Below are 12,382 nucleotides of genomic sequence, written 5' to 3' on the forward strand. Positions count from 1 at the left end.
GCGACCGGAGCTTCCCGCCCGATGTCAGCAACGCGGGCCAGGCCGCGCGGCAATCCAAGTGCAGCGCCCGCGTGATCCGGTGAAAGAGGGATCCGCGCGGAGTTTCGACGCGGCCCGGCAGCGGACACGCGCAAGGCGAAGCCTTCGGGCGGCCGGGCGCGCGCGGTCAGAACTGGTCCATCGCGACGAGAACGCCCCGATTGCCGTTTGCGAGCGCGGCCCGGCGTCTGTGGCCGCCTTGCGCGGCCGAAACATCAAGTCTATTCCGATGTAATTCCGCTCTATATCTAGAGTACAAGTTGAACTTGATCGGGCGACACGATGTTGTCATGATCGTATCGTCTATCGGGTGGCCGATAAATTGGCCTGTTCTGTGGAAGATACGCCTGTGAGAACTGGGATACGCGCTCGCCTCTACGCGGGATTTGCGATGCTCGTCATGATCACGGGCATCATCGGTGCATTCGCGGTCCACCAGCAGGGTGTGATCGGCGAAGACCACGCGCTTCGGGAGCGCGTGGAGCGGGGGGCGCAATCGGTCCTGATGATCGACGGTCACGCCGCACGCCTCATCGGCGCTGCCGAACGGTACCGGCTCCAGCCGGATCCCGATCTGATCGGCGCGATGGAGCAGACCCGGCGGGCGATCGAGCAGACCTGCGACAAGTACTTCTCGCTGGCCATGACGGACGGGGGGCGGAAACTGTACGACGACGTCCGGGAGCACGCGCGCGCGATGAGACCGGAGCTGGAACGCCTCGCGGCGACGGGCGCGCGCCTGCGCGAAGCCAAGGCGAAGCTGTTCGAAGTTGGCAACACGCTCACCGCCCTTCTCGACAACCTGCTCGCGGACGTGCGCGCCCGCGGCGGCGAGACGATGCTGGCGCGGGTCGAGCATGTCGAGAATGCCGTCCTGCGAGTCCGCATCGCGTCGGCCCGCTTCGTGATCGGCCGGGATCCGCAGGACCGCAAAGCCTTCGAGGAGCGGACCGAGCAGGCCCTGGCGATCATGGATGGGTTCAAGGAGACGCAGGCCGGCGCGGTCTTCGCGCAGCAGGTCAGGGCCGTCCGCGACGCGCTGACCGCGAACACGACCGGCTTCCGCGCCCACGATGAGGCGACGGCGTCGGCACAGGCGACGTTCGACACCGGGATCAAGCCCCATACCGACGCGATCGACCGGCTCGGCATCGCGCTGCGCGACCGGATCATGGCGGCCGGCGAGCGGATCTCCCGGGACACCGCGCAGGCCGCCGCGCGGGCCCGCTACATCCTGATCGGCCTCGTCGCCGCGGCCCTGCTCCTCGGGGTCGTCCTGGCCTTCGTGCTGGCCCGCAGCATCATCCGCCCGGTCGCCGGCATGACGGAGGCGATGACGCGCCTGGCCGGCGGTGATCTTCAGGTCGCGGTGCCGTACCGCGACGCGGGCGACGAGATGGGCGCGATGGCCGAGGCCGTCGACATCTTCCGCCAGAACGCCGTCGCCCGGGTCGAGCTGGAGGCGGCGCGGGCCGCCGAGCGGGAGGCCCGCCTGCGCCGGGCCGAGCGGGTCGAGCAGCGCGTCCAGGCCTTCCAGCAGAAGATCGCCGCCTCGCTCGACATCGTCACCGCGGCGACCAGCGAGCTCGACGCGACCGCGCGGGCGATGACCGAGGTGGCCGACAACACCAACAGCCAGGCGATGACGTCGAGCTCGGCCGCCGCGCAGACCTCGGCGAACGTCCAGACCGTGGCGTCGGCCGCCGAGGAGATGGTCTCCTCGCTCCAGGAGATCGAGCGGCAGGTCGTGCGCTCCAACGAGGTGGCCGGTCACGCCGCCCACGAGGCCGAGGCGACCAACGCCGCCATGGCGAGCCTGCGCGCCGCCGCCGAGCAGATCGGCGCCGCCGTGGTCATGATCTCCGGCATCGCGAACCAGACCAACCTGCTGGCCCTCAATGCCACCATCGAGGCGGCGCGGGCCGGCGAGGCGGGGCGCGGCTTCGCGGTCGTGGCCGCCGAGGTGAAGGAGCTCGCCGCGCAGACGGCGCGGGCCACCGGGGAGATCGGCGGCCAGATCGCCGCCATCCAGGCGGCCTCCGGGCAGGCCGCGGAGGCGATGGCGCAGATCGCCACCACGATCGCCGCCGTGAACGAGATCAGCGGCGCCATCGCGGCGACCGTGGTGGAGCAGACGGCGGCCACGGGCGAGATCTCGCGCAATGCCGGCGAGGCGGCGCGGGGCACGGAGGACGTCTCGGCCAACGTCGCGCGGGTGCTGGCCGCCGCCCGGGAGGCCGGCAGCGCCGCCGCGCAGGTTCAGAGCGCGGCGTCCGAGCTGGCGACGCAGTCCCTGACGGTCAAGCGCGAGGTCGACAGCTTCCTGAGCGACATCCAGGCCGCGTGAGGCCGCGGGCCTAGATCGCGGCGGCGGGGTCGCTCTCGTCGCCGTCGCGGCTCCGGCGCTCCCGCGGGCGCCGGTCCAGGAACGAGCGGCCGAGGGCGCGCAGGGGCGCCGTCAGCCGGCGGACATCCTCGGCCCGCTCCATGATCCGCTCGCCGTTGCGGATCTCCTTGTCGAGCCGCGCCATGGTCCGGGCCAGGGCCGGATCGTCGTCGTCCAGCCAGACCTGGGTCACGCGGGCGAAGGCGATGACCACGCCCTGCAGCTTGAGCTGCCCGAGCGGTCCCTCGGTGTCGATCCCGGCCGCCGCCAGCATGTAGCGGTGCGAATTGAGCATGACGCCGTTCAGCGCCAGCATCGAGAGCGGCTCGCCGCGGAGCGCGTAGGCGATCCGGCGCAAGGCCGGCTTGTAGGGCTCCATGGCGTCGAGGCGGCGCATCAGTACGTCGAACAGCCGCTCCCGGGTCGGCTCCTCCTCGAGGCCCGTGAGGTCACCCTCCAGGACCTTGCGGTCGATGATGCGGGTCAGGCCGCCGAGGACGGCGCCCTTCGACGGGAAGAGGTCGCGCAGCTCGGCGAGCGTCAGGCCCGCCTCGCGGGCGATGTCGCTGACCTCGATGTCGTTCCAGGGCTGCTCGGCGGCGAGGCGCATCAGGGCCTCGACGGCGGCCTCCCGGGGCGGCAGCTTCGGCGCGCCGCCCGTCGACGCCGCCTCGGCGCCCTGGGCCGCGCCGTCCCGCGCCGAGGCCCCGNCGACGGCGGCCGCCCGGGGCGGCAGCTTCGGCGCGACGCCCGTCGACGCCGCCTCGGCGCCCTGGGCCGCGCCGTCCCGCGCCGAGGCCCCGGCCGCGGCGCCCTCGTGCGCGACGTTCTCGTGGCCAACGTTCTCGTGGGCGACATTTTCCTGCGCGACGGTCTCGTCGGCCGCGCTCGCCTTGGCGGGGCTCGCGGCCTTGCGGGGACGCTTCGAGGGGGCTTTGCTGTCGGTCATGGGTCGGTCGCCCGGTCTGTCGGTCGTGTCGCCTCATGTAGGCAGGCGGGCGGCGAAGGGCAGGGCTCTCGCGCGGCCATGCCGCACGGACGCCGCCCGATGTCACGCCCCGATGTCGGGTCCCGACGTCAGGCCCCGATGTCGGCCTCCGGCGTCAGCCGGAGAGTTCCCCGGCCCGCCGACGGGCCGCCGCCACCGCCTCTCGCATCAGCGCGCCGAGCCCGTCCTCCCGCATCAGCACGTCGAGGGCCGCCGCCGTGGTGCCGCCGGGCGACGTGACGTTGCGGCGCAACTCCGCCGCCTCGGCCGGGCTCGCGTCGAGGAGCGCGCCGGCCCCCGACACGGTCGCCCGGGCGAGGCTGCGGGCGACGTCGGGTTCCAGGCCGGCCGCGATGCCGGCCTCCGCCAGGGTCTCGGCGAGCAGGAAGACGTAGGCCGGTCCGGAGCCCGAGACCGCCGTCACCGCGTCGATCTGCGCCTCGTCGGCGAGCCACGCCACCGCGCCGTTCGCCGCGAACAGCGCCTCGGCGGCCGCCCGCTGCTCGGGCGAGACCTCGGAACTCGCGCAGGCGCCGGTGGCGCCCCGGCCGATGCTCGCCGGCAGGTTGGGCATGGCCCGGACGATCGCGCGCGCCCGCGGCAGCCGACCGCGGAGATCCGCGACGGTCTTGCCCGCCAGGATCGAGACGAGGAGCGTGTCGCGGCCGATGAGCGGGTCGAGGCCGGGGGCCGCCGTGTCCAGGCCCTGCGGCTTGATCCCCAGGACCAGGACGGCGCCGGGCTCGGGGTCGGGCGGGTTCAGGGCGATGCCCCGGTCGGCGCAGAGATCCACGATCGGGCGTGCGGGCACCGGGTCGATGATCGTCGTCCGGCGCGGGTCGAGGCCCGCGTCCAGCCAGCCCGCCAGCATCGCGCCGCCCATCTTGCCGGCCCCGGCCAGGACCAGGGAGGCGGGCATCCGCGCCGTCGAGGCGCCCGGCCCGGTCACGCCTCGCCTTCGGTCTCGAACAGGACGGCGTCGAGGGCCTCGCGGGCGCTCTTGCCGGCCCAGAGCACGAACTGGAACGCCTGGAAGTAGCGCTCGCAGGCGTCGACCGCCGTCTTCATCATGGTGGCGCATTGCGGATGGGTCGGGACGGCGCCGCCGGTCAGCAGGAGCGCGTGCCGGAACATCACCACGCTGTCGGTCGTCCAGAGATCGAAGTGGCCGACCCAGAGCTGCTCGTTGATCAGCGCGATCAGGCGCATCACCTCGGTGCGCTGGCGCTCCGGCACCTTCAGGTCGAAGGCGCAGGCGACGTGCAGCGCCTCGACATCCTCGATCCACGTGAAGGCGACGTTGTAGTCGGTCCAGCGACCGGGGCTCGTGACCGACATCTCGTCGGTCTCGGCCCGGTCGAAGATCCAGTCGCGCAGGGAGGCCAGCCGCTCGACGACGTCGAGCGGATGCTCGTTCCGGTCCGGGTCGTGGAAGTCGACGTTGAGAAGCGGCATGACGATCCAAAAGGACGACCCGGACGAGATCCGGTCCGACGTGGCGGTGACGCGAAACCGGAGCGCGAGAACACTCCGAGAACTGGAACGACCGGCAGATCTAGGCCGGCGGTGATACGATCGACTGTCGAAGCTCTGCGGACATCGCCCCGCAGCCCCCGAATCACCCTATGCCCGACTATAGACCGGCCGTGACTCGCGACACAAAGTGCAGGCCCCGTTCAGTGAACAGGAAACCGGATCGTCGCCGCCGCTTCCTGTGTAAAAGCCCGCGGCGTTGCCGCGGAGACTCAGACCACCTCGCTCAGGCCCGCGGCGCCCGCTCCGGCGCTGCCGGACCGCGCCTCCAGGGCCGCCACGCGGGCCGTCAGGGCCTCGTTCTGCGCCTGGAGCTGGGTCACGAGGTCGCGCAGCACGTCGAGCTCCTCGCGTGAGGCGATGTCGAGATCGCGGACGACGCGCTCGAGCTGCGCCCGGACCACGGTCTCGGCCTCGCGGCGGACGCCCTGGGCGGCGCCGGCGGCGTCGGTCATCAGGCGGGCGAGGTCGTCGAACAGTCGATTGGAGGGGGGCATCGGGGTCTCCCGGATCGGCCGGCTGCCGCGGCGGCCGCCTGACGGCGCGATTCGAGACGACGAGATAGGAATCTTCGCGATGGGGAGCAACGTCCGCTTCGCCCGGGAAGGCGGAGCAGGGCCGTTCCGGCCCGCTCCGCCGACGCCCTCATCACATGTGGCGCATCATGCGGCGGTGCATGCGGCGATGCATCATCCGGCGCTCCATCCGGCGGTGCATCATGCGATGCTCCATGCGCCGGTGCATCATGCGGCGCTCCATCGGGGTCACGCGGACATGGGTCACCGCATCGGGCGCCGCGACCGCGCCGGGCATCGCTGGGGCCGCCGAGGCCGGCTGGACGAGGGCGGCGCCGCCGAGGGAAGCCAGCACGGCGAAGGCGAAAGTCAGTTTCCTCACGAGGAGACTCCAGTTCTCTGAAGGCCGGGTTTGACGCCCGGTTCATCCTCCCGATTGGGAGGTGCGGAGAGTCGTCTCGTGCCGGGGGACGGCACGGCGGGTCTGCGAGGACCCGCCGCCATCAACTTTTGATTCAGAGATTCGTTTCCTCGAACGCCTTCACCCACTCGGCGCAGATGCCCGAGCGGACGATGTCGTTGCGGGTGAATTCCACCACCGGGATCGGCATCATCCGGCTCTTGACCATGTGCATGACGGTGCGCAGGCCCGAGGTCTCGCGGAGATCCGTCTGCGAGACGTCGCCGTTGATGATGACCTGGCAATCGTCGCCGATCCGGGTCAGGAACATCTTGATCTCGTTGATCGTGGTGTTCTGGGCCTCGTCGAGGATCACGAGGCAGTTCTTGAAGGTCCGCCCGCGCATCACCTCGAACGGGACGATCTCGATGTCGCCGGTCTTGACGGCGATCTCGAAGGCGGCGGCGCCCATGCGCTCCTTCATGGCCTCCGTGAGCGGGGCGACCCACGGGGCGATCTTCTCCTCGAGGGTTCCGGGGAAGAAGCCGAGCGAGCGGCCCGAGGGCACGTTCGGGCGGGTGATGACCACTTTGGAGATCCGGCGCTGGCGGAGCTGATCCGCGGCGCGGGTGCCGGCGATGAAGGTCTTGCCGGTGCCGGCGGGCCCCAGGACGATGACCTGCGGGGAGCGGGCGAGGGCCTCGAGATACTCGGCTTGGCGTTCGGTCAGCGGTTGGATGGGAGCGAGGTTGCGTTCTTCGTCGAAGCGCGTGCGATGAATGCGGGACGTGCGGTCTTCAACCAGTTCAAGTCGTGCGCGGCGTCTCTTCATGGATGTACACTCCAACGGGACTTGCCAACCTGGATCTGTATCTGAACTGCCGTTTACCTGCTTGCTCCCGGTTCTACTCGTTTGCGGAACTAAATACCGGCCCCGAGCCGAAGGTTCCGCCCCGCACTCGTCCGCCTGTGGAGAGCGTCACGACGTGCCGAACGCGGCCGAATACGCGATGCAACTGGCGCACCATCGCGCTTCGCGCCCGACGATTGCGCGCCGGGTGTGACTGAGGGGTGACGGTCGCTCGGGAGGCTTCGAAAAAGCCGCGCGGCTGGCGCGGATGCATCAGTGATGGGCCGCGCGATCGGACGTCCGATCGACGGCGCGGGCTGCATGGACGGAGAACGCCGGCCGGAGACCGTATCACACGGGATGGTGCGGCATCCGGCACGATCTCCGATCCTCCCCGCCCGCGGGGGCGAAGCCGGCCGACCCTGCCGCCCTGACACGTCCGGGCTTGGTCGGCGGGACTAGCTCGATCCGGCCTGGACGAAGCTGTCGAGGACCATCTTCCGGCCGGCCTTGTCGAAGTCAACGGTCAGCTTGTTGCCGTCGACCGCCGCGACCGTCCCGGGGCCGAACTTCGTGTGGAAGACCCGCTGGCCGGCCTGGAAGGCCGAGGGCGCGCCGGTCGACTTGGCGATCAGCTCGCCCTCGATCTGGCGAGGTCCACCCGCGGGGCCGCCGGACCGGCCGCCGGGGCCCGACGAGCGGAAGCCGCCCCCGGACCCGAGCCCGGAACGGCCGCCCGGCGCGGTGTTGGCCTGCGCCCGCTGCCAGCCCGGCGTGCCGTAGCTCGACCCGAACGGCGCCGGGTTGCGGTCGAACCGCGAGGCGCCGGCGGAGAAGTGGGCGGGGGCCTCGACCACGTCGACCGCCGTCTCGGGCAGCTCGTCGATGAACCGGGACGGGATGGTCGAGGACCAGAGCCCGTGGATGCGCCGGTTGACCGCGAAGGACAGCTTCGCGCGTTTGCGCGCCCGGGTCAGGCCGACATGGGCGAGGCGCCGCTCCTCCTCCAGGCCGGCCCGGCCGCTCTCGTCCAGCGCCCGCTGGTTCGGGAACAGGCCGTCCTCCCAGCCGGGCAGGAACACGGTGTCGAACTCGAGCCCCTTGGCGGCGTGGAGCGTCATCAGCGAGACCCGCTCGGCGCCCTCCGCCTCCGAGGCCTCCATCACCAGGGAGACGTGCTCCAGGAAGGCCGCGAGGTCGGGGAACTCCTCCATGGAGCGGACGAATTCCTTCAGGTTCTCCAGTCGGCCGGCGGCGTCGGCGGAGCGGTCCTTCTGCCACATCTCGGTGTAGCCGGATTCCTCCAGGATGGTCTGCGCCACTTCGCTGTGCGGCTGCGACTCCGCGAGCCGCGCCCACCGCGAGAAGCTCTCGGTGAGGGCCCGCAGGGTGGAGCGGACCCGGGGCTTCAGCTCGTCGGTCTCGCACAGGCGCGCGGCGGCGATCCGCAGGGGCACCCGGTTGGCGCGGCCGTAGGTGTGGAGCTGCTGCAGCGTGGCGTCGCCCAGGCCGCGCTTGGGCGTGTTCACGATCCGCTCGAAGGCGAGGTCGTCGCTGACATTCACGGTGGCGCGCAGATAGGCCAGCGCGTCGCGGATCTCGGCGCGCTCGTAGAAGCGCGGGCCGCCGATGACCCGGTAGGGCAGTCCGAGCTGGACGAACCGGTCCTCGATCTCGCGCATCTGCGCGGAGATCCGCACCAGCACGGCGATCTCCGACAGGGGGTGCTGCTTCGCTTGGAGCGACTCGATCGACTCGGCGAGCATCCGCGCCTCCTCCTCGGAATCCCACGCCCCCGTCACGGTGACGCGCTCGCCGGGCTCGTCGTCGGTGCGCAGGGTCTTGCCGAGGCGGCTCTCGTTCTTGGCGATCAGCCCGGAGGCGGCGGCCAGGATGTGGCCGGTGGAGCGGTAGTTGCGCTCCAGCCGCACCACCACCGCGCCCGGGAAGTCGTGCTCGAAGCGCAGGATGTTGTCGACCTCGGCGCCGCGCCAGCCGTAGATCGACTGGTCGTCGTCGCCCACACAGGCGATGTTCTTGCGGGACTGGGCCAGGAGGCGCAGCCACAGGTACTGGGCGACGTTGGTGTCCTGGTACTCGTCGACCAGGATGTAGCGGAACCGGTCCTGGTAATTGGCCAGGACGTCGGGATTCTCCCGCCAGAGCTTGAGGCAGAGCAGCAGGAGGTCGCCGAAATCGACGGCGTTCAGCGTCGCCAGCCGGGCCTGGTAGGCGGTGTAGAGGGCGCCGCCCTTGCCGAACGCGAAGGACGCGGCCTCGCCGGGGGGCACCTGCTCGGGGCCGAGGCCGCGATTCTTCCAGCCGTCGATGGCGTGGGACAGGGCCCGGGCCGGCCAGCGCTTCTCGTCGACGTTCTGGTCGGCGATGACCTGCTTCATCAGCCGGAGCTGGTCGTCGGTGCCGAGGATGGTGAAGTCGGATTTGAGCCCGACCAGCTCGGCGTGGCGGCGCAGGATCTTGGTGCCGATGGCGTGGAAGGTGCCGAGCCAGGGCATGCCCTCGCCGGCCGGCCCGATCAGCGCGCCGATCCGGTGCTTCATCTCCCGGGCGGCCTTGTTGGTGAAGGTCACCGACAGGATGTCGAAGGGGCGTGCCCGCCCGGTGGCGATCAGGTGGGCGATGCGGGTGGTCAGCACCCGGGTCTTGCCGGTGCCGGCGCCGGCCAGCACCAGGATCGGGCCCTCCGTGGTCTCGACGGCGCGGCGCTGCTCGGGGTTCAGCCCCTCGAGGTAGCCGGCCGCCTCGCGGCGGAGGGCGCCCATGGCGCGGGCGGCGATGGACGTGGCGGGCGCGCCGTCCCCGGCGGACTGCGGATGCGGGGGGTTCTGCATCCCGCTTCCCTGGACCAAATCGCGAACGGCGTCGAGGCCGTACGCGCCGCGGAGGGGGCGCGGGGCCGTTAAGCGCGGCTGTCGGCGCCGGGACGATCCGCACCCTTCGGGTCACCGCGCAGCCGGATCCGTGGAGCCGTCTTCCCGCCGGCGGCTACGGACCGGCACATGTATGTGATCGGGAGGCGCCAGGGGTGGCAGAGCGCGACGAGCCCCCTCTCCCGTGCGGGAGAGGGCCGGGGTGAGGGGCGGGAATTATCCGGAGGGGTCGCATCCCGCACCCGGCTTTCTGCGAGAGCAGACCTCTCCCCCACGGGAGAGGGGACCCGCGCTCGGACCGGAGACCGCGGGCCCGGGTGTCCGAGCGGCCTCGCGCGTGCCCCGACCGCCGCTCCCGACCGTGGCATCGCCGCTGGCGCCGCCGGGGGCTTATCGTGCTATGGCCGTGGCGACTGACTCGCGGGGGCACGCGGGGCACGGCGGCCCGGTGCGGTCGCGGCCTCGCGCAGAGATGGTGCGGAACGGGACCATTGCGTGATCTTCTGACCGCGCTGGCGTGCGCCGTCATCCTGGTTCTCGTGGCGGCGCTCGCGGTTCCGCCCTTCGTCGACTGGCAGGCCCATCGCGGGCTCGTCGACCGGGCGCTCGCCCGGTCTCTCGGCGTCCAGGTCCGGACCGACGGCCGGATCGAGGTCCGCCTGCTGCCCTCGCCGCGGCTGCGCGTCGACCGCCTCCACCTCGGCGCCGATCCGGACCGCCCCAGCCTCGATGCCCGGTTCGTCAAGGCCGAGATCGCCCTGGCGCCGCTCCTCAAGGGCGAGTTCCGCTTCACCGAGACCCGGATCGGCCGGGCCGAGATCAAGTTGCCGGTCGCCGGCCCGGACACGCTGAAGCTGCCGCCCGATTTCGGCGGGGCCCTGCGCGACCGGGACCTCGCCATCGAGAACCTGCAGATCCAGCAGTTCCTCGTCACCACGCAGGTCCCCGCCACCGGGCGGACCGACCAGCTCTACGTCCAGGACCTGCGCCTGCAGGCGCCGGCCCTGGTCGGGCCCTGGCGGATCGAGGGGACGAGCGGCGGCGTCCCGTTCCGGGCGGTGAGCGGAACGCCGGGGCCGGACGGGCGCCTCGCCGCCAAGATCTCGGGCGGCGGCGACGCGACCCCGCGCTTCGAGGCGGACGCGCGGTTCGGCCTCTTGCCCGCCGAAGCCGGCGGCGCCCAGGTCGAGGCCGAGGGCTCCGCCCGCCTCGTCGTCGGGCCGCCGACCCAGGCGGCCGGCGCCTACCTGCCGTTCTCGCTGGCCGGCACCTTCAAGGCCTGGGGCACGCAGGTGCGGTTCGAGGCCGTCGACCTCGCCATCGATCCGGGCGGCCGGGCCCTGCGCCTCGGCGGCACCGGCCGGCTGGACCTGCGCCAGTGGCGCGCCGGCCTGACCCTGGACGCCCGCCGCCTCGACCTCGACGCCTTCCTGGCCTCGGCGGAGGGGCAGAGCCTGATCGCCCGCGGCCTGCCGCGCTCGGCCGGCAGCCTGCCGGCGATGCTCGACCTCGACCTCACCGTGGGCAGCGCCGTGCTGGGCGGCGAGGAATGGTCGAACCTCGCCGTCACCGGCACCCTGGAGCGGGCCGGCGGCCTGCTGCTGCGCCGCTTCGCGGTGACCGGCCCGGCCGAGTCCACCGTCACGGCGAGCGGGCAGGTCGAGACGGCGCCGCTGCGCTTCTCCGGCCCGGTGGCGCTCGCCGCCCCCGATTCGGAGGCGCTCGGCCGCTACCTGCGCCGCCTCGGCGCCGAGGGGCCGCTCGTCGCGCTCCTCGACGGGCGGAAGATCGAGGCCGCCGCCGACCTGTCGGCCGCCGGCACCGGCCTGTCGCTGCGCAACATGCGCCTCGGCCTCGGGCCGGCGCGGATCACCGGCAACGCCCGCTACACCGCCGCCGAGGGCGCCGAGCGCGGCCGGTTCGAGGCCCAGATCCGCGCCACCGGCCTCGACATCGCCGGCCTGCCGCCCCTCGGGACCGCGCTCGGCACCCTGCGCGACACCGACCTCGCCCTGACGCTCGAGGCCAAGGACGTCCGGTTCGGCGCCGCGGGCTCCGGCACCGGCACGATCGCGGCGCGGATCCAGTCGGACGGCGCCGGCCTCACGGTCGACAGCCTCGACGTCACCGACCTCGCCGGCGCCAGCGCCCGGCTGTCCGGGCAGATCGGCGCGGACGGGACCGGCCGCGTCTCCGGGCGCCTGAAGGCGCCGGCGGCGGCGCCGCTGCTCGGCCTGCTCGAGCGGGTCTGGGTGGGCGAGATCCGCCTGCTGCCCGCCTGGCTACGACCTGCGCGCCGGCCGCCTCGACGTCCGCGGCACGCTCGTGGGCGGCCCGCTGCCGCGCGGCTGGAATGCCGGCCCGCTCGCGGTCCAGTACGGCCTGACCGGGCCGCTGGGCGCGCCGGAGCGGGTGCTGGACGTCGGCACCCTGTCGAACGGCCTCGCGGCCTTCGTGCTGCAGCGCGAGCTGGAGACGATCGAGCTGACCGAGGCCGACCAGGTCGAGCGGCAGCGCCGCCGCGCCCGGATCGAGATGGACCGGGCTCGCGCGGCTTCCCTCAAGGCGGCGGCCGAGAAGGCCGCCGCGGACAAGGCCGCCGAGGAGGCGGCGAAGCGGGCCCGCAATCCGGAGGAGGGGATCGCCCAGCCGCCTGCGCCCGCCGAGGTCCGGCCGTGAGGCAGGCCGCGTATTGAGATCGCGCCCGTCCCAGCCCTCATCCTGAGGTGCCGGAGCGAAGTGGAGGTCGCGACGGAGCCCTCCAGGGGCCACGGTGATCC

Annotated in this window: 9 protein-coding genes; 2 read left to right on the forward strand and 7 right to left on the reverse strand. The window is 72.6% G+C overall.

Annotated elements, in window-relative coordinates; all coding sequences use genetic code 11:
- Positions 1–439 precede the first annotated feature (439 nt).
- Positions 440–2,386: a methyl-accepting chemotaxis protein gene (locus tag MOTC310_RS10750; RefSeq protein WP_419539901.1), complete on the forward strand. Its 1,947-nt coding sequence runs from the start codon at positions 440–442 to the stop codon at positions 2,384–2,386.
- 10 nt (positions 2,387–2,396) lie between these two features.
- Here the strand turns inward: MOTC310_RS10750 and MOTC310_RS10755 are convergent, their stop codons facing one another.
- From MOTC310_RS10755 to MOTC310_RS10785, 7 genes are all read right to left on the reverse strand, one after another.
- The gene (locus MOTC310_RS10755) at positions 2,397–3,068 is read right to left on the reverse strand and encodes a TetR/AcrR family transcriptional regulator (RefSeq protein WP_331294553.1); all 672 of its coding nucleotides are present in this window, start codon (positions 3,066–3,068) and stop codon (positions 2,397–2,399) included.
- Positions 3,069–3,528: 460 nt separating this feature from the next.
- Positions 3,529–4,332, reverse strand: a complete 804-nt coding sequence (proC, locus tag MOTC310_RS10760; protein WP_331301756.1) for a pyrroline-5-carboxylate reductase — start codon at positions 4,330–4,332, stop codon at positions 3,529–3,531.
- 26 nt (positions 4,333–4,358) lie between these two features.
- Positions 4,359–4,868 carry a type III secretion system chaperone family protein gene (locus tag MOTC310_RS10765; RefSeq protein WP_020090942.1) on the reverse strand — a complete coding sequence of 170 codons (510 nt, stop codon included), beginning with the start codon at positions 4,866–4,868 and terminating at the stop codon, positions 4,359–4,361.
- Between the two features lie 290 nt (positions 4,869–5,158).
- Complete coding sequence (locus MOTC310_RS10770) at positions 5,159–5,443, reverse strand: accessory factor UbiK family protein (RefSeq protein ID WP_020090941.1); 285 nt, start codon at positions 5,441–5,443, stop codon at positions 5,159–5,161.
- 151 nt (positions 5,444–5,594) lie between these two features.
- Positions 5,595–5,843, reverse strand: coding sequence for a hypothetical protein (locus tag MOTC310_RS10775; protein ID WP_331294549.1), 249 nt, complete (start codon positions 5,841–5,843; stop codon positions 5,595–5,597).
- Positions 5,844–5,976: 133 nt separating this feature from the next.
- Positions 5,977–6,693, reverse strand: a complete 717-nt coding sequence (locus MOTC310_RS10780; RefSeq protein WP_331294548.1) for a PhoH family protein — start codon at positions 6,691–6,693, stop codon at positions 5,977–5,979.
- Positions 6,694–7,169: 476 nt separating this feature from the next.
- Positions 7,170–9,563 carry an ATP-dependent helicase gene (locus MOTC310_RS10785; protein WP_331301757.1) on the reverse strand — a complete coding sequence of 798 codons (2,394 nt, stop codon included), beginning with the start codon at positions 9,561–9,563 and terminating at the stop codon, positions 7,170–7,172.
- Positions 9,564–10,093: 530 nt separating this feature from the next.
- Here MOTC310_RS10785 and MOTC310_RS10790 point away from each other — a divergent pair.
- On the forward strand, positions 10,094–12,298 hold the full coding sequence (locus tag MOTC310_RS10790) for an AsmA family protein (protein WP_331301758.1): 2,205 nt from the start codon (positions 10,094–10,096) through the stop codon (positions 12,296–12,298).
- Positions 12,299–12,382: the final 84 nt, after the last annotated feature.

The sequence above is a fragment of the Methylobacterium oryzae genome (assembly GCF_036441375.1).
GTDB lineage: Bacteria > Pseudomonadota > Alphaproteobacteria > Rhizobiales > Beijerinckiaceae > Methylobacterium > Methylobacterium oryzae_A.